The following is a 22,032-nucleotide window of genomic DNA, read 5'->3' as shown; positions in this document are numbered from 1 at the left end:
TGTGACGCGCAGATGCAGCCGGCTCAAGGCGGCATCTGCGCGGTCAGCAGGCCCCTCTATTGGAGCCAACATCATGAAATCACTCCTCATCCTTTCGGCCATGACGCTGGCTTTCGGCGCACAAGCGGCTGCACCGGAAGACGCCATGAACAAGGCAGGTTGCATGGCCTGCCACGCCAAAGACAAGAAACTGGTCGGCCCCTCATTCAAGGACATTGCTGCCAAGTACAAAGGCCAGGATGCCGTAGCCAAGCTGATGGAAAAAGTCCGCAAGGGCGGGTCAGGTTCTTTTGGCCCCATTCCCATGTCACCGAACGGTCCCGACAAGATTAACGATGCCGACCTGAAGGCATCGGTTGAGTTCATCCTCAAGTCGTGAACGGACTTCGGTTGAGCGGGTCGCTTCAACGACCTGTACCGGGTGGGCTGTGGCCCACCTTTTTTTTGTGGGTCGCCGGCCTGCTCACCCTGCCTGTCACGCTGGCACAAACCCCTTGGCGTGATACCGACCAGTCCCCCCGACTGGAGCCAGACTGGTGTGAACGTCTCCCTCACCAGCAGCCCCCTGCCGCACTAATCGCCGTCGTGCAGGCGGCAGGGCAACAGCTGCTATTGCTTGACGCTGCCCAGGGAACCACCTACAGCCGTTGCCGTTTGCCTGTGGCGTTGCAAGGGGCACCGCGGCCCAGCCCGGACGGGCGTTGGCTTTATTGGGCCGCCAGCGACGGCTGGGTGATCCGTTTCGACCTCCAGTCGGGCGCCACTCTGCGCACACGGACGGGCCTGGCACTGCAGGGCCTGGCCTTATCGCACGATGGCCGTTGGCTCCTGGCCGGGCATGCGGCACCCCACTCCGCCGTGCTGCTGGATACCGACTTGTCGCGTGTGCGGGATTACAAGGCTCAGGCCTTGTCGGGCGGCCTCAGCTCTGCCGTGGACCATGTGGTGACGGCATCTGCGCGCAACAGCTTTGTGCTGACTTTCACGTCATTGCCGGAGGTGTGGGAAATCTCGTACAGCCCCAGTGCCGAACCCATATTTGATGGCCTGGTGCATGACTACCGTATGGGCGAGGCCATTGCCAGCCCGGGTTTTCTGGGCGTGCGTCGCACGCCCTTGCCGCAACCGCGGGAATTCATCCAGATAGATTCCGCCATGCGTCATGTACTGTTGACGGCACCAACGGGCAAGCCTTCTGCGGATGAGCTGGACATTCTCAATCTGGACATCCGCAGGCGAATCACCACGCTGGCCTTGCCGCAACGCCCCCGGCGCGCCGCAGGTGACACATTCACCCTGCAAGGCGCCCCCTGGGTCGCGCTCGTGAATGAAGCTGACGGCTGCGTGCTCCTGCTCGATGCCCGTCAATGGCGTACCGATACCCGGCGCCTGGGGCCGGTGTGCGGCGTTGCCAGCGTGCGAACCCATGCTGCCACGCCCTGGCTTTGGATCAGCCATGCGGCTGACACCACAACACAGGACAGCCTGTTGCTGGTGGATCCCACCGATGGCCATACGGCACACACCCTGCACGCATCAGGCGCCGCGTGGACGCCAGTTCAGTTCAGTGCCGGCGGACGTCACGCCCTGCTCAGCGCGCGGGGAGCGGCCGGCAGCGTGCGGGTGGTGGACAGCCGCTCTTTGCTCCCCCTGTGGCAACGGTCTTTGCCAACGATGGAGGCCGCCTATTTCCTGTGGGGGGCTCGCCCCGAGGCAACACCCTGAAATCTCGGAACTGAATCAGCACGTCAAGATTGCCCAGGCTTGTGTCAGGCGGTTCACCAAGTCTTCCGGACGACGTACCCAGGCATAACCGTGCTGACCGAAGAGCTGCGGCAAGTAAGCATGGGCTTCGCTGTCGATCGTCACGCAAAAAGGCGTGAGCCCTGCATCACGCGCAGCCTGCACGGCATGGCGCGTATCTTCCAAGCCGTAACGGCCTTCATACACATCCAAGTCATTGGGTTTCCCGTCAGTCAGCACCAGCAACAGACGCTGATGCTCAGGCCGCGCACTCAGGCGGCGCGTGGCGTCACGAATCGCCGCCCCCATCCGGGTGTAATAACCTGGCTTCAAGGCGCCAACACGGGAGCGCACCGTATCGTTCCACGGCTCATCAAACCCCTTGAGGTGCTGGATCCGGACATGCTGTCGCCGCACGGAACTGAAACCCAGGATTTCATAGACATCGCCCGTGCCTGCCAGCGCTTCGCCAAAAACATACAAGGCATCGCGGATCACATCAATCACGCGTGCCTGGGAGTTGGCATACGCATCGGTGGACAGGGACAGGTCGGCCAGCAACAGCGTGGCCAGGCTGCGTCCGTTGCGCCGGCGGCTGGCGTAGACGGAGGGGGAATCGCTATGCGGTTGACCTGCCTGCGTTTCGGCATGAAAGCGCACCCACGCGTCCAGATCCACCGCCTCACCCTGTGTTTGTCCTGTTTGCCAGCGGGGCGCGGCGCGCAGGACTTCAAAACGCCGGCGCATCTTGCGCGCCGTGGCCTGCAACGCAGTGGCTGCGCTGTAACGCTCGCCGGGACGTGCCACCACCGACTGCAATGAACAATGGTCCGGTATCAGAATGCCTCGGCGCCAATCCCATTCCGGCGTCTTGCGGCCTGGCCCCAAAGGCAGATCATCCGCCTGGGCGCTGGGAAGATCCAGATCGAATTTCACACGAGCGACGGTGGTCTTGTCACCCTTTGCGATGGACAGTGCATCCATGTCGTCAGCCGCCGGAAGCGCATCCGCATCGGGCTCGTCATCGGTGGCACGGTTCACGCGCAGGTATTCGGCCCAGGTGCGAATGGACTCAACCCTGGAAGGAAGGATGAAGGCATGGCTTTCATCGGGGGTGTCAACTTGGTTCGTCTGGCGTCGCTTGGCACTTTGCACCTGCATGGGGGTGTCTGGCCGCTGCCCCCCTGGCCCCGAACTCGTCTGATCGGACGCGGTGGCGGTCGCTTGTGCTTCGATCCAGAGACAGACCGGCGCCACCTGGATCGCGTCAACCGGCACGGGCGGATGCTCCATGGCACGTAGCGCCGCCTGGACAGCGCCTTCCCACAAGGCCGCGGGCCCCCGAAGGCCTTGCAGCGCGGGACGTTGCGCCAGATGCGCCTGGACCAGACGCTGGTGCCGCGCGCGCAGGCCTGGAAACCGTTGCAAGGCACGGCTCGTCGCTACACGGTTGTCGTCGATCCAGTCACCACGGGGCTCATAAACGCTCGCCAATGCCGCCAGCCACAGGTACAAATCGCGGTTGAGCTGGCGCTGGTCAAACACGGCCACCACTGGTGGCAAGGCCAGGACCTGGGTGTCCAGTGTTGACGGGGCTGCACGCAGCCCGCTACCTGCCACCCGCTGCAACCAGCCACGCGGGCCGCCATGTCGACGCTCGGCCGAGGAGGCAACGCGTATCGAGGGTGCTCCCCCACCGGCCATGAACAGCAGATGCAGGCTTCGCCTGACCTCATCCAGTGCCACGGCACTTTGCCCATGGGAACGGTCTGCCGCGCGCGTGACCGCTCGGTGCCACCATAAACCGACCCACTCCTCCATTACTGGCGATCCTCTTTGCGCTGCCGCAATGTCTCACGCACGGCATCCAGGCCAACAACCCACTCCAGGCTGCTGCTGCGATTCTGGGCACCTTGGGATGTCTCGCAGGCACTGAGGCATTGACCACATTGGGCACATGAAAACATCATCCGTTTGATGTTCCGTGGGTTGAGGCGCATCGGGCAGGCATGGTCGCAGGCGCTTCCATGCGGTGCATCGCAGGTTCGGCATTCGCGCGCACGTTCACGTGCAAACGCAACCACCATGCCTTTGGGATTGGCCATCCAGGCCAAGCTCTGGAACAAACCGACAGCACAGCCAAAACGACAGAACAGATGCCTGGCCAGCAAGAGTTCGAGGCTGAACACCAAGGTTCCGATACCCAGAAACCGGGCTTGATTCGCGGTCAGCGAACCATGCACCAGATTGCCCCAGATCACTGCAGGGGGCAAGAGGTAGGTCAGTAAGGTGATGGCCCAGACAAATCCCATCACGGCACAGAGCAGTACATACACCGGCCACCAGTGCGCCTGTGGCTGCCGTTGTCCGCGGGGCGTGGGAGATGTATCCCACAAACTCAGCTTGCCGCTGGCCCTGTGCAACACATCGTTGAGCAACTCGACCAGTGAGAAATGAGGGCACAACCAGCCGCAATACAGGCGTCCGAACCGGTAAGCCACCAGCAGAAACGTGACCACCAAGGCAATGGCTGGCAAAAAACCGCGTACCAGGATGGAGGCCGCCGTCTGCATGGCTGTCGCCTCGCCCCGGGTCAGGGCTTCAATCCCGAGTGACCAGCGAAAACCAAGCACCCAGAGTTGCGTTTCGTACAAATCGAAGCGCAACAGGTTCAATGCTGGCGCAACGAGGAACAGTGCAAAAAAAGCCAGCTGGAATCTCCGGCGTCGGCGCTGCAACGCCCGGGCAGCATCGCGCATCCCGCTGACACCTACGGCCACAGCAGGGCTGTCAGTCGCCATCGCCCACCACCGCGGCGACCACCTCGTCCAAGGCCGAGGCCGTGTCCGCGTCGTCCGTCAGGGTATCCACAATCGCGGCGCGGCACGCGGGACGCAAGCCCAAGCCCGACACCACCAGACGCGCGGCCATGACCAGCAGACGTGTACTCACCGTTTCTTCCAGGTCATGTTCCGTCAAACGACGCAAGGCCTGTGCCAGTTGCACGAGTTGCGTCGCCAGCGCCGCTGATGCCCCACCCTCCTGCGCCAGGATGGCCTGCTCTACCGCGGCACTGGGGTAGTCCAGCGCAAGGGCAACAAAACGCTGCCGGGTGCTGGGCTTGAGGCCCTTGAGCAGATTCTGATAACCCGGGTTGTAGGACATGACCAGCATGAACTCGGGCGGCGCTACCAGGAGTTCACCGGTTCGCTCAATCGGCAGAATCCGGCGGTCGTCTGCCAGCGGATGCAGAACCACTGTCGTGTCTTTGCGTGCCTCGACCACCTCGTCCAAGTACAGGATGGCGCCCTCGCGCACGGCACGTGTCAAGGGACCATCTGCCCACACCGTTTCAGCCCGACCGATGAGGTGACGCCCCACCAGATCAGCGGCGCTCAGATCGTCGTGGCACGACACCGTGATCAGCGGGCGACGCAACCGCGCGGCCATGTGCTCCACGAAACGCGTCTTGCCGCAGCCTGTCGGGCCTTTGATGAGCAGAGGCAGGCTTTTCTCATGGCAATGCTGGAACAGCTCGCATTCACTCCCCTGGGCTACATAAAAAGGGGGCAAGCCTCCCCCACTGGTTTCGGCCGCTGCAGTTACGCCAACACTGTCCACGCGTCTCATGGTGTCGTCCCGCTACGGTTCAGGCTTGGCGTACGCGCATGTTGGCTGCGGTGTCGGTCTGCTCGTGAGATGCTGCCCCCACAAAGAAGCTGCTCAGGTACATCAACAAGCCCAACAGGAAGCCCACACCGCCGGCCACACGAATCCAGTAGAAGAAAACCAGCTGGTCTTGCGTCGCCATGAACGACATGGCACCGGTTGTCGGCATGCGCTGCAGCCAGATCTGCAGAACACCGGCGCCCGTCAACGCCAGCACCATCACACCCATGCTCACGCTCATTACCCAGAAACTCCACATCTCGACCGATTGGGCGCGACGCGGGTTCGCCTGGCGCCCACGCAACATGGGCATGGCGTAGCTGATCATGGCGATCACCACCAGCACATAAGCCCCATAGAAGGCCAGATGGCCGTGCGCTGCCGTCACCTGACTGCCATGAGTGTAGTAGTTCACCGGGCTCAGTGTGTGGATGAAACCCCACAAGCCTGCCCCGAGGAAACCGATCACCGCAGTACCGACAGCCCACAACACCGCTGCTTGATTGGGATGTTCACGGCGGCGACGCTGCACCATATTGAAGGCAAACATGGTCATGGCAAAGAAGGGAATGGGCTCCAGGGCGGAGAACACGCTGCCCACCCACTGCCAATAGCCGGGCAGACCGATGAAGTAGAAATGGTGCCCTGTCCCCAAGATGCCCGTCACCAGCGCCAAGGTGATGATGACGTAAAGCCATTTGTCAATCACCTCACGGTCCACACCGGTTGTCTTGACCAGCACGAAAGCCAGCATGGCCCCCATGATCAGTTCCCAGGTGCCCTCAACCCACAAGTGCACCACGAACCACCAGTACATTTTGTCGCGCACCAGATTGCTGGGGTTCACGAAGCTGAAAAGGAACATCAAGGCCAGACCCCACAAGCCCATCAGCAGCACGAGGGACACGGAGGTTTTGCGGCCCTTGAGCACAGTCATGCTAATGTTAAAGAGAAAGCCCAGGGCCACCACCACAATGCCAAGCTTGGTTGGCAGGGGTTGCTCCAGAAACTCGCGCCCCATCGTGGCTAGCAGGTCGTTCCCCGTCATCTCGGCCAGAGTGGCGTAGGGCACCAGCAGGTAGCCCAGAATGGTCAAGGCACCGGCAACCAGGAACACCCAGAACAGCACCTTGGCCAGCAAGGGGCTGTAAAGCTCTGTCTCGCTCTCTTCGGGAATCATGTAATAGGCGGCCCCCATGAAACCGAACAGCAGCCACACAATGAGCAGGTTGGTATGCACCATTCGCGCGATGTTGAACGGAATAAGGGGAAAGAACAGATCACCGATCACATACTGCAGACCCAAGGTGAGTCCAAAAATGATCTGCCCAGTGAACAGGCCGAGTGCCGCAATGAAATACAGTTTAGCGACAGCCTGTGATGAATATTTGAGGGTTGCGTTAGGCATGAATTTCTCCTCGTGGAATGTCGATGTCGAGTGGCCGCGTGGACAACTTGCTACCCTTCAATATTGGGTGGCCACTTTTCGGTGTTGACGCCGTTGGTCCACTTCAGGAACTCCACCAAATCGTCAAGCTGAGCCTCCGTGAAATTGAACTGTGGCATCTGCCGGCGACCGGGCGCATGCGTCGGTTGTGCCTTGATCCAGGCCTTGATGAAATCAGGGCCACGCCGTTGGTACACATTACCCAACTCGGGTGCGAAATACGCACCCTCACCCAGCAAGGTATGACACCCAATGCAATTGCGTGTTTCCCACAAATGTTTGCCGCGTACGACCGCCGGACTCAGATCGCCCGCCTTTGAGCGCTCCGGAATCTTGCTTTCCGTATGAAAAATCAGCGCCGCAAACAGCAGCACAAAAAATGCCGTGCCGCCGTAAAAAATGTTGCGCGCCATCTGACTGGTAAAGCCTTGGCTCATGGAGACACCTCCTATTAATGATGCATACAGGATATACCTTATAGGATTCGTCGGCCACCAATCTGATCTGCATCAAAAAAAACGGTTAATCCAATCCCCGGCAGTGGCCTGGGAGAAAAGCGGGCACGACAGTTCCAGGAGGTCAAACATGGTCAGGCCTCATCTGGGGGCCGTACGCTGCCACGGCGGACCGATCTTGGGAACGTTCCCGCTGACAGCCCTGACGTCCATCGATTGGGACGCAAGGAATGACGAAGGGCAGGCTGGGTCGAGCTCTTGCCGCGTCAGCACCTCAAGCGCACAGGCATGTCGTCTTGCGGCGTTTTCGACGAAGCGGCCGAGAGAGGCCTAGGCAAGCACTCGCGGTCTCGTCCCGGCAAGCTCCGGCTGCAGCTGCAGCCGCTCTGCTCCGGTGTAACAAAGGAAGTGTTTGTTGGTGGCCCGGCCGATGGTGCACAGGCCAACGCGCTCGGCCACCGCATGCCCCATCTGCGTGATGCCGCTGCGAGACACCACGATCGGCACCCCCATCTGCGCTGACTTGATCACCATCTCGCTGGTCAGGCGGCCCGTGGTGTAGAACACCTTGTCGGCCCCCGACATCGAATCCGGATCCTGCAGCCACATCCAGCCGGCAATGGTGTCGATGGCGTTGTGACGGCCGACGTCTTCGACAAAGAGCAACATGTCTTCGCCACGGAACAGCGCGCAACCGTGAACCGAGCCAGCCGACTTGTAGGTGCTCTCCTGCAGCCGGATGGCGTTGACAACGCCGTACAACTGCGCCTGCGTCAGGGTGGCCTCGGGCAACACGATACTGTCGACCTCGTCCATCAGGTCGCCGAACACACTGCCCTGGCCACAGCCGGTAGTGACCACGCACTTGGCGGTGCGCTCCTCCACGTTGGTGATGCCTTCGTGCGTTTTGACCGCAGCGGCACCAACCTCCCAGTCCACGGTGATGGACTCGATCTCCTGCACCGAGCGCACCAGGCGCTGGTTGCGCAGAAAACCGAGCACCAGCAGTTCCGGGTTGGCGCCCAGGGTCATGAGCGTCACCAGCTCGCGTTTGTCCACGTAAACAGTGAGCGCCCGCTCTGCCGGAATGGACACCGTGGTGGCTTCGCCGAATTCATTGACAGCCAACACCTCACGGGTCAGCGGTGCGCTGGCGCGAGTCAACTGAGGCAGGGGAAATGAAGACATGGCAGCAGACTACAACAAAAAGGGCCGGGGCTGTGCAGCCCGGGCCCATGACCACTAAGCCTGACGAAAAGTCAGGACTTCTTTTTCTTCTTGTCGGCAGCCACCGGCGCAGCGGGTGCGGGCGCAGGTGCGGCGGCGGTCGGCGTCGCCCCAGCAGGGGTGTAGACAAAAGGACCAGGGTCCGCGCACGGTGGTGTCGCTGCTGCGGCCTTGGCGTCTTTGTTGCCTTTGCGGTAGTGGGCCGCCACCTTGTCCTGCGACTTGCACAGCAGGTAGTTGTCCACCTTGCCGGCATGGGCCGTCTTGGCTGCCGCTTCGGCCGCCTTGGCTTTGGCTTCGTCATTCAAAGGGGGCAGCTTGGCCAGCGCCGACACGGTCAGCGCAGCACCCAGAACAAAAACAGCAATCGATTTCATGTGAGCCTCTTTCTTGTGCTTAGGCTTGAACGGTCGGAGCAGGTGCCGCTTCGGCGCTGCGCTGGGCCGGAATCTTGCCGGCCTGGATGTCGTCGTACCAGAGCTCATGGTGCTCCTTGGCCCAGGTTTCGTCGACGTAGCCGGTCTTCATGGCGTCGTAGGCGCCGGCCATGCCGATCGTGCCCATGTAGATGTGGCCCATGAACATGGCCATCATCAGCACGGTGGCCACGGCGTGGATCATGTGGCTAAGCTGCATGGTGCTGCGCTCGTAGACCAGGCCCGGGATCAGCTTGTCGAGCATCAGCCCCGAGCCGACCACGACCAGGCCCAGCAGGAACACGCCGCCCCAGAACAGCACCTTCTCGCCAGCGTTGAAACGGTGCGAAGGGATCTCGTGTTCGCCCAGCAGGCCGCCACCCTTGACGAGCCAGGTGATGTCTTCCTTGCGCGGCAGGTTGTCGCGTACGAAGGTGATGATCACCACCACCAGTGACACGGCAAACACCGGGCCGGCAAAGTTGTGCGCATTCTTCAGCACATAGGTCAGCCAGCCGAACAGCGTGCCGCCGATGACCGGGTGCAGAAAGAACTTGCCAAAAGCCATCACGATGCCGGAGACGGCAAGGATCGTGAAGGCAATCGCGTTGGCCCAGTGCGCCGAACGCTCGAAGGGCGTAAAGCGCTCGATCTTTCGACCGGTTTGCGTGCCATGCAACTGCAACGTGCCTTTGCGCCAGTAGAACACGCCAATCGCGCCCAGCACAATCAGCAACAAGGCGCCACCGTAGGGAATGAGCCAGTTGTTGCGCACCTGGCGCCAGGCTTCGCCGGCATTGGTGAACATCGAGCCCGGGTACTGCACAAAAGGCTGGATCAGGTTGCCTGCCTCAGGTGCCTGGCTTTTGGGCAGACTGCTGTAGCCAGTAACACCGGAGCCGACCTGGCGCCACATGGGCGCATTGTTGCCCGGCTGGACCTTGGCCCGCTCGGCATTGGTCTGCTGGGCGTAGCCCGGATCCGAACTGGCATCCGGCTTGACATCCATGATGTTCTGACTCTGGATGCCGCCGGCTCCGGCAGGCGCCGTGGGTTTGTCCTGCGCCAGGACCAGGTTGCCCCAGCCCAGAGCCATCAGCAGGACAGCAGCAAGCGCTTTTTTCATGAGGGCCATCCCGTCTCAGTTGGTCTTGGTGTATTCGTTCTGGCTGTTCTGTCCGCGCGCCTTGAGGTGCGACTCCCAGCTGGCCTTGTCACCGGGCTTCCAGCCGGCATCGACAAAAGGCTTGCCGGTGCCGCTGTACGGTGCGGCGTCCTGCTTGGCGCCACCGATCGTCTGCGGCTTCTCGCCACAGGCAGACAGCAAAGCCACGGCAGCAATCAGCATCAAGATGTTTTTCATGACTTCGCTCCTTTGGCAGGTGCTGCGGTTTCCGGCTGACCCGCCTGACGCGAACCGTAGGCAGTGCCCCAGCCCCAGACTTCGGCGCCCTTGCCACGCTGCAGCACGCGGTTGCGGAAGATGTCGGCCACCATGTCGCCGTCACCAGCCAGCAATGCCTTGGTTGAGCACATCTCGGCACAGGCCGGCAGCTTGCCTTCGGCCAAGCGGTTGCGACCATATTTCTCGAACTCGGCCTCGCTGCCATTGGCTTCCGGACCGCCGGCACAGAAGGTGCACTTGTCCATCTTGCCGCGTACCCCGAAGGTGCCCTGCGAAGGGAACTGCGGTGCCCCGAAGGGGCAGGCGTAGGAGCAATAGCCGCAGCCGATACAGATGTCCTTGTCGTGCAGCACCACACCTTCGTCGGTGCGGTAGAAACAGTTCACCGGGCAGACGGCCATGCAGGGTGCGTCACTGCAGTGCATGCAGGCCACCGAGATGGATTTCTCGCCGGGGACACCATCGTTGAGCGTGACCACACGGCGGCGGTTCACACCCCACGGCACCTCATGCTCATTCTTGCAGGCCGTGACGCAGCCGTTGCACTCGATACAGCGCTCGGAGTCACAAACAAATTTCATACGTGCCATTTGTGTTTCTCCTTAGGCTTTCTCGATATTGCAGATCGTGGTCTTGGTTTCTTGCATCATGGTCACGCTGTCGTAGCCATAGGTGGTCGCCGTGTTGACGGCCTCACCGCGCACCACCGGTGCCGCGCCCTTCGGGTAGTAGGCCAGCATATCGGCGCCTTGCCAGCGACCGGAGAAGTGGAACGGCATCCAGCAGGTGTCGGGACCGACACGTTCGGTCACCAGCGCTTGCACATTCAGCCGCGCACCCGTCGGGCTGAGCAGCCAGACACGGTCGCCGTTGCGGATGCCGCGGTCGGCTGCCGCCTTCGGGTTGATCTCGACAAAAGCTTCCTGCTGCAACTCGGCCAGCCAGGGGTTGGAGCGGGTTTCCTCGCCGCCGCCCTCGTACTCGACCAGACGGCCGGAGGACAGGATGAGCGGGAACTTCTCGTGCACCTTGTCGGCAATGTTCTTCTGCTGCACGGTCTTGTACAGTGTCGGCAGACGCCAGAAGGCCTTCTTGTCGTCGTGCGTCGGGTACTTGGCCATCAGGTCAGGCTTGGTACCGTAGAGCGGCTCGCGGTGCTGTGGCACCGGATCCGGGAAGTTCCACACCACGGCACGCGCCTTGGCATTGCCGAAGGGATGGCAGCCATGGTTCTTCATGGTCACGCGGATGATGCCGCCCGACGCGTCGGTCTTCCAGTTCTTGCCCTCGGCTGCGGTTTTTTCGGCATCAGTCAACTCGTCCCACCAGCCCAGCTTCTTCAGCAGCACATGGTCGAACTCCGGATATCCGGTGGTGATGTCGGCACCCAGCGAGTGCGAACCGTCCTCGGCCAGCAGGCTCTTGCCTTCGCGCTCGACACCGAAGTTGGCGCGGAAGTTGCCGCCACCATCCATCACGTGCTTGGACGTGTCGTACAGGTTGGGTGAACCCGGATGCTTGAGTTCAGGCGTGCCGTAGCAGGGCCAGGGCAGGCCGAAGTAGTCACCGGTGAAGTCGTAGCCGGTTTCCTTGTCCTTGCCGCCCTTGGCCTTGAGCGTCTTCACGTCGAACAGGTGCATGTTCTTCATGTGCGCCTTCAGCCGCTCCGGGCTCTGGCCGGTGTAGCCAATGGTCCAGACCGAACGGTTGATCTCACGCAGGATGTCTTCCGGCATGGGCTCGTCCATGCCCTTGACCTTCTGCATCTTGTAATTCTTGGACAGCTCCTTGGCGAAACCGAGTTTTTCGGCCAGCTGGTGCATGATCATGTGGTCGCTGCGGCTCTCCCACAGCGGCTCGATGACTTTCTCGCGCCACTGAATCGAGCGATTGGAAGCGGTGCAGGAACCGCTGGTCTCGAACTGGGTGGCGGCCGGCAGCAGGTACACCGCACGGTTCGGATTCAGGTCTTCCGGCTTGCCGGGCATGGCCGCCATGGCGGCGGTCGCCGACGGGTAGGGATCGACCACCACCAGCAGGTCCAGCTTATCCATGGCGCGCTTCATCTCCAGACCGCGGGTCTGCGAGTTGGGTGCATGGCCCCAGTAGAAGACGCCGCGCAGGTTGGAATCCTGGTCGATCAGCTCGTTCTTCTCCAGCACACCGTCGATCCAGCGCGAAACGGTGATGCCGTTCTTGCCCATCATCGCCGGCGAGGCATAACGGCCCTTGATCCAGTCGAAGTCCACGCCCCAGACCTTGGCGAAATGCTTCCAGGAACCTTCGGCCAGACCGTAGTAACCGGGCAGCGAGTCGGGGTTGGGGCCGACGTCGGTCGCACCCTGCACGTTGTCGTGGCCGCGGAAAATGTTGGTACCACCGCCGGTCTTGCCGACATTGCCCAGCGCCAGCTGCAGAATGCAGGACGCACGCACCATGGCATTGCCGATGGTGTGCTGGGTCTGGCCCATGCACCAGACGATGGTGCCCGGACGGCTGTCGGCCAGCATCTTGGCCACCTTGTACATCTGCTCTTCCTTGACGCCGCAGGCCTCTTCCACGGCAGCAGGTGCCCACTTGGCCAGCACGTCTTCCTTGACCTTGTCCATGCCGTAGACACGGTCGTTGATGTACTTCTTGTCTTCCCAGCCGTTCTTGAAGATGTGGTACAGCAGGCCGAACAGGAAAGGAATGTCAGTACCGGAGCGGATGCGCACGTACTCGTCGGCCTTGGCCGCGGTGCGGGTGAAACGCGGATCGACCACGATCATCTTGCAGCCGGTTTCCTTGGCATGCAGCATGTGCAACAGGCTCACCGGGTGCGCCTCGGCCGCATTGGATCCGATGTACAGGGCGACCTTGCTGTTCTGCATGTCGTTGTACGAATTGGTCATGGCGCCATAACCCCAAGTATTGGCCACACCGGCCACCGTGGTGGAGTGACAGATACGGGCCTGGTGGTCGCAGTTGTTGGAGCCCCAGAAGCTGACGAACTTGCGCAGCAGATACGCCTGCTCGTTGTTGTGCTTGCTGGATCCGATGAAGTACACGCTGTCCGGGCCGCTGGCCTTGCGCAGCTCCATCATCTTGGCGCTGATTTCATTGAGCGCCTGGTCCCAACCGATGCGTTCGTACTTGCCGTTGACCAGCTTCATCGGATAGCGCAGACGGAATTCGCCGTGACCGTGCTCGCGCAAGGCCGCGCCCTTGGCGCAGTGGGCGCCGAGGTTGATCGGGGAGTCGAACACCGCCTCCTGGCGCACCCAGACACCGTTTTCCACCACGGCATCCACCGCACAGCCCACCGAGCAATGCGTGCAGACCGTGCGTTTCACTTCGATCTTGCCATCGCCGACCGCCACACCTTGGGCGGCACGCGCTTTCTTCACCAAGGTGAGCTGCGAAGCTGCCATTCCGACACCCAGGCCGAGGCCGGAGCGACGCAGGAAGGCACGACGGTCCATGGTCGGCAAGGCCTGGGCCAAGCCGCGACGCAGGCTGTGAACGAAGGGCGACCGGGCAGCCGTATCGATGGCCGTGGATTTTTTGGTCAATAGCATGGGACTCTCCAGCAGTCGGCGTTAAATGAGGGTCGTCTTGTAATAGCGCTTGACGTGCTCGGTCAGGCTGTAGCCGCCACCTTTGCTTGGCGCGGCCTTGGGTTCGTGTCCTACCGGTGCGACCGGCTGCACGGCCGGCATCAGACTGGCGACCGTGGCCACGGCACCAGCGGTACCGGCGCCCGCAAACAGGGTGCGCCGCGACAATTTGCCCGGGGATTGACTCATGCTGTGTCTCCTGAAAATTTCTGCCTAGGAACAGAAATGCATATCAAAGCTCGTGCGAATGTATCAATCCCCGAGTGTTTCAGCAAGTCACACAAGCCTCAGGACAAGGCACGTTCATCAGGTCTGAGCTGGCTCGGCCAAGCTAAGAAAAATTCTTGTGAGTCCGTCAAAACCACTGCCCCGTGAAGCCCTCTAGGGAAATCAATGACTTGCGTCAATGCTGCAATGCAATAATCGATCGAGCAGCGCCAATCTGTCGCGCACTTCAAGACAAGTTGTCACAATCAACCCAGCTTGTCGTTTTGTTCGCAGAGCCGACCCGCTCAAGAACAATGTTGCATAGGTGCGAAAAACCCCATTACCCGACTAAATGAGTCAGGTGCGTCGATAGAATTCATCATCAGCCCATCGCTTCTACCGTGACCCACGCATCCATTTTTCCTGCACATGGCAAGGCCACCGAGAGCTGGCCGTTCTGGTCCGTTCTGGTGGTTGACGACGAACCCGGCATGCGCAACTTCCTGGTCAAGACACTGACCCCGCGTTGCCAGTCCGTCATGGAGGCCAGCAGCGCTGAAGATGGCGCCACGCTACTGCGCAACCACCATGTCGACCTCATCATCCTGGACATCGCCCTGCCAGGCCTGAACGGCGTGGCCTGGCTCAAGGAACTGCGCGACCAGGGTTTCTCGGGGCAGGTGATCCTCATCACCGCCTTTGCCGACCTCGACACCGCCATCGAAGCCTTGCGCGCCGGCGCCTCCGACTTCATCCTCAAACCCTTTCGCATGCCGCAAATCCTCAATGCGGTCCAGCACTGCCATGAGTCTGCCCGGCTGGCGCGTGAGAATTTCGTGCTGCGTCATACGCTCTCCAGCAGCCAGTGCGCCAGCAACGGCCTGGTCGGGCATTCCCCTGCCATCACCCAGTTGGCACAAACCCTGCGGCGCGTGGCTGCCGTCAACAGCACCGTGCTGTTGCAAGGCGAATCGGGCACCGGCAAGGAACTGGTGGCGCGCGCACTGCACGCGCAGAGCCCGCGTGCGCAAGGCCCTTTCGTACCGGTCAATTGCGCCTCCATGTCTCCTGAGCTGATCGAGCGCGAACTCTTCGGCCACGCCAAAGGTGCCTTCACCGGCGCCACCAAGGCGCGCGACGGGCTGTTCTACTACGCCCAGGGTGGCACCTTGTTCCTGGATGAGGTGGCCGAATTGCCGCTGGCGCTGCAGGCCACACTGCTGCGCGCACTTGAAGACCTGAAGATCCGTCCACTGGGCAGCGAGCAGTTGTTGCCGGTGGATGTCCGCATCATTGCCGCCACCAACCGCTCACTGCAGGAAGAAGTGGCCGCCGGGCGCTTCCGCAAAGACCTGTATTACCGCTTGCAGGTGGTGGAAATCACATTGCCGCCGCTGCGAGAACACAAGGAAGATATTCCGGACCTGGTGCAACATTTCATGACCCAGCTCGCCCCTGCCCTGGGTGCAAGCCCGTTGGAGATCACACCGGCCGAGATGGCCTATCTGCTGCAGTACGACTGGCCAGGCAATGCCCGCGAACTGCGCAACCTGATCGAGCGCTCCCTCATCCTGGGTTCGCTCAATGTCTCGGCGCTTTATTCGATGGACAAACCAGAGGCCGGAACGGCTGGCCGTCACGCCACGGCACCGGCCACCACTGATCTGCATACCCTGGAAAAGCAGCACATCCGCACCATCCTCGATTCGGTGCAAGGTGACAAGACCCAGGCTGCCCAGTTGCTGGGCATCTCGCGCCGTACGCTGGAACGCCGCTGCGCCGAGTGGGCCTTGTCGTGAAGCCTGCCGCTGTCCTGCGGGCTTGGCGGACACCGCGCTGGATCAGCAGCTCAATTCGCAACAAACTGCTGGCCATGGCGCTGCTGCCGCTGCTGGTGGTGCTGCCGCTGCTGGTCGCAGCACTCGTCATCTGGGGCAATGCCGCCTACGACCGCCTGCTCATCACCAAGGTGCGCAGCGACCTGGCCGTGGCACGCGGCTACTTCGAACAAGTGCTGGGAGAAGTGGGATCGGGCACGCAAGGTGTCGGTGCTTCCCATGCCTTGTACCAGGCGCTGACCCGCCATGACCTGTCGGCCCTGCAGGGACTGCTGGCACGCGAACGCACCCGCCTCGGCTTCGACTTCATCAACCTCTACCAACCGGATGGCCAGCTGATCACGGCGGACTGGCTCACGGCGCAGACAACACCCGCCGCCGTGCACCGGCCAGCCCGCGACACCGCCGCCATCAGCCCGACAGGCACCGGCCAGGCCAGCCTGGCCCGGCTTGAAGCGGATGAACTGCTGGCACTGGCGCCGCATCTGGCTGAACGCCTGCACATCCCGCTGATCGCGACCCGCGGCGCAGTGCCCACGACACGCAACATTGAAGATCGCGCCCTGGTCATGCTCTCCACCACACCGGTCTACGGCTCGGACGGCAACATCCAGGCGCTGCTGCGCGGCGGTGTGCTGCTCAACCAGAACCTGCCCTTGATCGACTACATCAACCGCATCGTCTACCCGGATGGCTCGCTGCCCTTTGACAGCCACGGCACGGCCACGCTGTTCATGGACGATGTGCGCATCACCACCAACGTCCGCCTGTTCCAGGACCAGCGCGCCATCGGCACACGGGTGTCGCAAGCAGTGCGCAATGCCGTGCTGGGCAACGGCGAAACCTGGCTCGACCGCGCCTTTGTGGTGAACGACTGGTACATCTCGGCCTACGAACCGCTGCTTGACGGGCGTGGCGAGCGCGTCGGCATGCTGTATGTGGGCTACCTGGAGCAGCCGTTTCGCTACGTCAAGTACGGCATGCTGGCGCTGATCGTGGGCATCTTCCTGGTTGTCATGGTGCTGGCGGCGCTGTTCTCGGTGCGCTGGGCGCGCAGCATCTTCCGCCCGCTGGAACAGATGAACCAGACCATGCAACGCGTCGAAGACGGCGAGACCAGCGCACGCGTCGGCCCGGTGGCGGCACGTGATGAAATCGGCGCCCTGGCCAGCCACTTCGACCAGTTGCTCGACGTCATTGACGACAAGACGCGCGCCTTGCAGCGCTGGGCCGACGAACTCGACGCCAAGGTGAACGAGCGCACACGCGAACTGGCACAGAGCAACGCTTCACTGCAGCAGGCACAGCAGCAGCTCGTCAAGTCAGAAAAACTGGCGGCCATCGGCCAGCTCACCGCGAGCGTGGCGCATGAAATCAACAACCCGATTGCCGTCATCCAGGGCAATCTCGACCTGATGCGTGAGACCCTGGGCTCGCAAGCCGCCCCGGTCAACGCCGAGCTGCAACTGCTGGACCAGCAGATTGACCGCATGCGGCTGATCGTGACCCAACTGCTGCAGTACGCGCGCCCCACCGAATACGCCGGCTACGTCGAAGCCGTGGACGTGAACCGTGCCCTGGAGGATTCACTGGTGCTGGTGGCCCACCTGCTGGCACACACCCACATCGAGGTCGAGCGCGACCTGCAGGCCACGGCATGGGCCGGCATCAACCGGCAGGAATTGCAGCAGATCGTGATCAACCTGCTGATCAATGCGATCCAGGCCATGCCGGGCGGCGGCCGGCTGCGGCTGCGCACACGCAATCGCAGCGAGCTGGCCGCGGATGGCCGCACCGGCGTACTGATCGAGATCAGCGATACCGGGCCAGGCCTGAGCCCGAAAGTGCGCGAGCGCCTGTTCCGCCCCTTTTTCACCACCAAGAACGATGGCAACGGCCTGGGGCTGTGGATCAGTGTGGGGCTGGTGGAACGCTACGGCGGCAGCATCGAAGGTCTGAACCGAGAAGAACTCGGCGATGGCGTGCAAGGCGCCACCTTCCGCGTCTGGCTGCTGAGCGAGCCGCTGTCACCCGAAACGCCTGCGGCCAGCATGGAGCCTCGCCGCGCCTGAACGCTTCCTGCGGCTCAAGCCAGCATGTCGAAGCCCTGCATCTCCACGCTGAAGAAAGCGCGTGTGAATTCGGCCAGCGCGGCATAAAAGCGCGCCTTGGGGTGCTGGGCAAGGGCATCGCACAACTGGCTGATCCAGGGTTGCAGGTGTTCGGCGAAGAACTCGCGCTGGCGCGTCAGGTTCGCCACCGCCACGTCATCGCCAGCAATCAGGTAACGCATCACCTCGCACAGGTAGGCAATGTGATCCTCGGTTTCCGGCATCGTCTCATCGCGCGCCAGGCCGAGTGCCGCCAAAGTGTCGCGCAGCTTGGCCAACGGTTTTTCATTCAGAAAGCCGCTCAGGTAATGGGAACCAAAGAGGTAGACCTCGGGCTTGCCAACACCGCCGAACAGGGCGTCGTACTCCTGGCGAATGGCCGCATCATCCAGCGCGCGGGCTGCCGCCACCAGACCGCGCCAGGGTTCCTCCAGAAAACCGCCGGCCGCGGGGGCTTCCGTCGCCGCCACACGCAACTGCGACAGCAACTCAGGTTCTGCTGGCGCGTAGTACAGCATGGCCAGCAGGCCATAGAGTTCGGCGCGCGCGGTTTCCTCGTCAAGCGTCGGGCTCGGCGCGAGCGCAGCAGGGTTGGAATCGGATCGAATAGTCATGGGCAGATTTCGTCGGGTGCAAGTGCTCGGCAATCAGAGATCGGTGATGCGGGTTTCGTTCGGGTCGGTGTAGAGGTCGATCACGCGGCAATCACCACACATCTTGAGCCGCTCCAAGGCCGCCCCCTGAAACATGGCATGGCCGGCCAGCTTGCCGAGCATGGCTTCAATGGCCTTGAGTGTGCCGAAAGGCTTGCCACAGCGCACGCAGGCATAGGGCTGCATTTCGTTGAGCACCACCGCCTCCTTGCGCGCAGGCGTGAGACGCAGCTGCGGAATGAGAGAGAGCGCTTTTTCCGGGCAGGTCTTGACGCACAAGCCGCACTGCACACAGTTCTTCTCGATGAACTTGAGCTGCGGCGACTGCGGGTTGTCCTGCAGCGCGCTGGCCGGACAGGCGTTGACACAACTCAGACACAGGGTGCATGCGTCCTTGTTGATGCCCAAAGCCCCCAGGGGCGAACCCTGCGCCGGCAGCGCAATGACTTCGGGCTGCTGCGCTGCCTGCTCGACCAGATGATCGAGCGCCAGCTCCAGCGTGGCGCGCTTGTCGGCTTGCACCGCAAAACCTGCCACCTTGGCCACACCTTGTGCGGCCGGTGCCTGCAAGTCGGCATCGAGTGCGGCCAGATCGCGTGCATCGCGCGCGTGCAGGATGCGGAAATGCTCCCCCTGATAACCCAGCCCGTTCAGGATGGCTTGGGCCACATCCATCTGCGCACGCACGGCCTCCAGGTACTGCGGCGCTTCCTCGCCAGTCATCAGCACCCAGACATTGCTGGCGCCATGGGCCACGGCCGACAGCCAGACATCCAGACCGAGCGAGGCGGTATGCCACACCGGCACCGGCAGCACGCGTGCCGGTATGCCGCGGGTGGCCGGGTCGATGCGGGCAGCACGCCCCAGGTCGCCGATCAGGCGCGCACCGGCGTCCTGGCTGTGCAGCAGCAGGGCCGGCTGCTTGCCGCCGGCACGGACGTAGGTGGACAGCAGCGTCTTGATTTTGACGCCCTGGTCACTGGCACGCGGGTAGGCAAAACTCAGGGCTCCGCTGGGGCAGACCGTGGTGCAGGCGCCGCAACCAACACACAGGTTGGGATTGACCTTGATCTGCTGGCGTTCGCGCTCGGAGCTGATGGCCGAGGCCGAGCAGACATCGATGCAGGCATTGCAGCCGGTCTTCTCGTTGCGGCTGTGGGCACAGAGCTTCTGCTTGTAGACGAAAAACTTCGGTTTCTCGAACTCCCCCACCAGGCCGCGCAGTTCGATCAGCGCCCGGGCATCCTGCCCGTCCCACATGAAATAGCCCTGCGGCTTGGCGTGCTGCGTGAACGCTGGCGTAGCACGCAAGTCCAGCACCAGGTCAAAGCTCTCGCTGCTGTCTTGCGGCTCCCGGCTGAAGTCGATGGCACCAGCCACACCGCAAACCTTGACGCAAGCCCTGTGTGATCTGCACGAGGCGCTATCAATTTGATAGTCGAAACCGATTGCACCCTCCGGACAGGCTGCAATGCAGGCATTGCAACGCGTGCACAGGTCCAGGTCGATCGGGTTGTTGCGTTGCCACGTCAACTCGAAGGCGCCGAGCCACCCGGTCAAAGTACCGATCTTTCCGGTCAGCACCGGGTAGCGGCGCTCCTGCAGGCCACCCTCCTGGCCAGCGCCGAGGCTGAAGATCGTCACATCCAGGGTATCGGCCAGCAGCTCGGCTGCGCGCTCGGCGGCATCCAGCGCGCCGATGATGAGCAAGCGGCCTGCACTCTTGTAGGTGACGGTAGGCACCGGCTCCGGATCGGGCAAGTGCGCGGCCGCCAGCAAGGCCGCCATTTTCGGCGTGGCCTTGGCTGCGTCCTTGCTCCAGCCACCGGTCTCGCGAAGATTGACAAAACGGATCGGCACACCCGCAGCACTGGGGGTTTGCGCCGCGATCTCGCCGAACAGGCGGCTTTCCTGGGTACAGGCCACCACGACGTCGTCGCCCTGGGCCAAGGCCTGCTCGAAGGCGCCGGCTTCCCGGCGGCACAGGGTGGAATGCAGCGTCAGCGTTTCATTCAGTACAGCCCCCAGAGCCTTGGGCTCCAGCGGCATGGTCTTATTGCAGTCGCAAATCAGTGTCGGCATGATCTTCTGGGGTTAGCTGGGAACCCGCGGTCTGCCCGGCGGCGGACAACGGGACCTGGCTGATATCGTTCAGACCAGCAGGCTGGTCTGTGGGGTGTTGTTGTGGCGCGCTGGCGGTATCTTCTGCCATGGCGGCAGATGCCGGCACCGCAGGACTGGAAGGTGCTGGCGCAGTTGGCGCTTTCTCTTCCGGCTCCACCAGATGGAGAAACTGGGCACTGGCCATCTTGCGCAACATGGACAGCGGCAGCGGGTCTGGCTTGGAATAGTCGTCGATGTAGATGTCCAGCCCGTCCATCACATTGAAATGCGGGTCGGCGAACAATTTTTTCATCGCGGCATTGCGCACCTGCGGATCGACATCGCTGGCCACGAAACGCGTGAAGTCGGACTGCGGATGCAGTGCCTGCGCCTCTTCCAGAGTTGGTGGCGGCGCGGCGGCTTCCACCACTGGGGTTGTCTGTGGCGACGTGCCGGCAGGCGGCACCACAACGGCTGGCGCCGGGGCAGGAGGAGTGGCCAGCGGTTCTTTTAATGCCTGGGGCTCTTCCTCCAGGCGCCGGCCTTCGCGCACATCCTGCTTGCGGCGCGACCAGCGGCCCAGAAAACCGTCAGTCATGGCCGCCTCTGAATTTCTTTTCGGCGCTGACAGAAGCCGGGTTGCCGAAACGGTCCGTCAGCGGCTTGAAGCTTTCAGGCCGCTTGCGCCGCTTCGGCTCCTCCACGTAGTGCTCGCGTGCGAATGCGAGCATCCACGCCACAACGTCGGGCGCGACAGGCACCTGTTCCACCATTTCCTGCGCATCGAGCCAGCGACCTGCGTCGTGGTAACTCAGGGACACCTCCAGCGGCCGGGCCATCGGTTCGTCGGCCACGGTGGCTTCCTCTTCCATGCGCCAGTGCACAAACCAGCCAGGGGCCGGCGTGGTCGCGTTGAGGTAGTAGCCCTCGGCATCGTCCTTGAACAAGGCCACGGTGAAACCGGGGTGCAACCAGCGCTCCTCACCATCCGCCTTGTGCAGCAGGGTGGGCTGGTCGCCGAAGCTGGCTTGGTTGGCGATCACTTCGTCCAAGACCCAACGCCAGGGCTGCCAACGGCTCATGGCACCTTCGACGCGCTCCTTGCGCATCACCACGGCGACATCGAGGGCAGGGTTGTGTGTATTCATGACAGGCGCCA

General features: G+C 62.4%; 20 protein-coding genes. 4 read left to right on the top strand and 16 right to left on the bottom strand.

What is annotated here, in order from left to right:
* The first annotated feature begins 73 nt into the window (after positions 1-73).
* Both CDE01S_RS01225 and CDE01S_RS01220 read left to right on the top strand, forming a co-directional pair.
* On the top strand, positions 74-379 hold the full coding sequence (locus CDE01S_RS01225) for a c-type cytochrome (RefSeq protein WP_066702459.1): 306 nt from the start codon (positions 74-76) through the stop codon (positions 377-379).
* Entirely contained in the window at positions 376-1,725 is a 1,350-nt protein-coding gene (locus tag CDE01S_RS01220) for a cytochrome D1 domain-containing protein (protein ID WP_084382619.1), read from the top strand. The genes CDE01S_RS01225 and CDE01S_RS01220 overlap by 4 nt, the downstream gene beginning before the upstream one ends.
* Positions 1,726-1,740: 15 nt before the next feature.
* Here the strand turns inward: CDE01S_RS01220 and CDE01S_RS01215 are convergent, their stop codons facing one another.
* The 12 genes from CDE01S_RS01215 to CDE01S_RS01160 all read right to left on the bottom strand — a co-directional run bounded on the left by CDE01S_RS01215 (position 1,741) and on the right by CDE01S_RS01160 (position 14,150).
* Positions 1,741-3,489 (bottom strand): nitric oxide reductase activation protein NorD, encoded by a 1,749-nt coding sequence (locus tag CDE01S_RS01215; protein WP_245636071.1) that lies wholly within the window; start codon positions 3,487-3,489, stop codon positions 1,741-1,743.
* A 74-nt stretch (positions 3,490-3,563) separates the two neighbouring features.
* The gene (locus CDE01S_RS01210) at positions 3,564-4,418 is read right to left on the bottom strand and encodes a 4Fe-4S binding protein (RefSeq protein ID WP_245636070.1); all 855 of its coding nucleotides are present in this window, start codon (positions 4,416-4,418) and stop codon (positions 3,564-3,566) included.
* 115 nt (positions 4,419-4,533) lie between these two features.
* Positions 4,534-5,373, bottom strand: coding sequence for a CbbQ/NirQ/NorQ/GpvN family protein (locus CDE01S_RS01205; protein WP_066702435.1), 840 nt, complete (start codon positions 5,371-5,373; stop codon positions 4,534-4,536).
* Between the two features lie 19 nt (positions 5,374-5,392).
* Entirely contained in the window at positions 5,393-6,820 is a 1,428-nt protein-coding gene (locus CDE01S_RS01200) for a cbb3-type cytochrome c oxidase subunit I (RefSeq protein ID WP_066702431.1), read from the bottom strand.
* A gap of 50 nt (positions 6,821-6,870) precedes the next feature.
* Positions 6,871-7,296, bottom strand: coding sequence for a c-type cytochrome (locus tag CDE01S_RS01195; RefSeq protein ID WP_066702428.1), 426 nt, complete (start codon positions 7,294-7,296; stop codon positions 6,871-6,873).
* A gap of 348 nt (positions 7,297-7,644) precedes the next feature.
* Positions 7,645-8,502, bottom strand: a complete 858-nt coding sequence (locus CDE01S_RS01190) for a formate dehydrogenase accessory sulfurtransferase FdhD (RefSeq protein ID WP_066702425.1) — start codon at positions 8,500-8,502, stop codon at positions 7,645-7,647.
* Positions 8,503-8,573: 71 nt separating this feature from the next.
* On the bottom strand, positions 8,574-8,918 hold the full coding sequence (locus tag CDE01S_RS01185) for a hypothetical protein (RefSeq protein WP_066702423.1): 345 nt from the start codon (positions 8,916-8,918) through the stop codon (positions 8,574-8,576).
* Positions 8,919-8,937: 19 nt separating this feature from the next.
* A complete protein-coding gene (locus CDE01S_RS01180) occupies positions 8,938-10,083 on the bottom strand; it encodes a formate dehydrogenase subunit gamma (protein WP_066702533.1) in 1,146 nt (381 codons plus the stop codon).
* 15 nt (positions 10,084-10,098) lie between these two features.
* On the bottom strand, positions 10,099-10,320 hold the full coding sequence (locus tag CDE01S_RS01175; protein WP_066702420.1) for a hypothetical protein: 222 nt from the start codon (positions 10,318-10,320) through the stop codon (positions 10,099-10,101).
* Positions 10,317-10,952 (bottom strand): formate dehydrogenase FDH3 subunit beta, encoded by a 636-nt coding sequence (gene fdh3B / locus CDE01S_RS01170; protein ID WP_066702417.1) that lies wholly within the window; start codon positions 10,950-10,952, stop codon positions 10,317-10,319. Before fdh3B ends, CDE01S_RS01175 begins: the two co-directional genes overlap by 4 nt.
* Positions 10,953-10,964: 12 nt before the next feature.
* The gene (locus tag CDE01S_RS01165) at positions 10,965-13,922 is read right to left on the bottom strand and encodes a formate dehydrogenase subunit alpha (RefSeq protein ID WP_066702414.1); all 2,958 of its coding nucleotides are present in this window, start codon (positions 13,920-13,922) and stop codon (positions 10,965-10,967) included.
* Between the two features lie 21 nt (positions 13,923-13,943).
* Positions 13,944-14,150 (bottom strand): formate dehydrogenase, encoded by a 207-nt coding sequence (locus CDE01S_RS01160; RefSeq protein ID WP_066702411.1) that lies wholly within the window; start codon positions 14,148-14,150, stop codon positions 13,944-13,946.
* Positions 14,151-14,569: 419 nt separating this feature from the next.
* On the opposite strand from CDE01S_RS01160, the gene CDE01S_RS01155 reads away from it, so the two are divergent.
* Together CDE01S_RS01155 and CDE01S_RS01150 are read left to right on the top strand one after the other, a co-directional pair.
* Positions 14,570-15,967, top strand: coding sequence for a sigma-54-dependent transcriptional regulator (locus CDE01S_RS01155; RefSeq protein ID WP_066702408.1), 1,398 nt, complete (start codon positions 14,570-14,572; stop codon positions 15,965-15,967).
* The gene (locus tag CDE01S_RS01150; RefSeq protein ID WP_245636069.1) at positions 15,964-18,078 is read left to right on the top strand and encodes a sensor histidine kinase; all 2,115 of its coding nucleotides are present in this window, start codon (positions 15,964-15,966) and stop codon (positions 18,076-18,078) included. The genes CDE01S_RS01155 and CDE01S_RS01150 overlap by 4 nt, the downstream gene beginning before the upstream one ends.
* 14 nt (positions 18,079-18,092) lie before the next feature.
* On the opposite strand, the gene CDE01S_RS01145 is transcribed toward CDE01S_RS01150, so the two are convergent.
* The 4 genes from CDE01S_RS01145 to CDE01S_RS01130 are packed head-to-tail and all read right to left on the bottom strand — an operon-like array spanning position 18,093 to position 22,021.
* Positions 18,093-18,731, bottom strand: coding sequence for a TorD/DmsD family molecular chaperone (locus CDE01S_RS01145; RefSeq protein ID WP_066702404.1), 639 nt, complete (start codon positions 18,729-18,731; stop codon positions 18,093-18,095).
* 33 nt (positions 18,732-18,764) lie between these two features.
* The gene (locus CDE01S_RS01140) at positions 18,765-20,852 is read right to left on the bottom strand and encodes a 4Fe-4S binding protein (RefSeq protein ID WP_157077002.1); all 2,088 of its coding nucleotides are present in this window, start codon (positions 20,850-20,852) and stop codon (positions 18,765-18,767) included.
* Positions 20,824-21,471: a DUF3306 domain-containing protein gene (locus CDE01S_RS01135; protein ID WP_066702401.1), complete on the bottom strand. Its 648-nt coding sequence runs from the start codon at positions 21,469-21,471 to the stop codon at positions 20,824-20,826. The genes CDE01S_RS01140 and CDE01S_RS01135 overlap by 29 nt, the downstream gene beginning before the upstream one ends.
* Entirely contained in the window at positions 21,464-22,021 is a 558-nt protein-coding gene (locus tag CDE01S_RS01130; RefSeq protein WP_066702398.1) for a DUF3305 domain-containing protein, read from the bottom strand. Before CDE01S_RS01130 ends, CDE01S_RS01135 begins: the two co-directional genes overlap by 8 nt.
* Positions 22,022-22,032: the final 11 nt, after the last annotated feature.

Source organism: Curvibacter delicatus NBRC 14919 (assembly GCF_001592265.1).
GTDB classification, from domain to species: Bacteria; Pseudomonadota; Gammaproteobacteria; order Burkholderiales; family Burkholderiaceae_C; genus Hylemonella; species Hylemonella delicata.
Note: the sequence above shows the minus strand (reverse complement) of the source record. Positions and strands in the feature narration are given on the sequence as shown.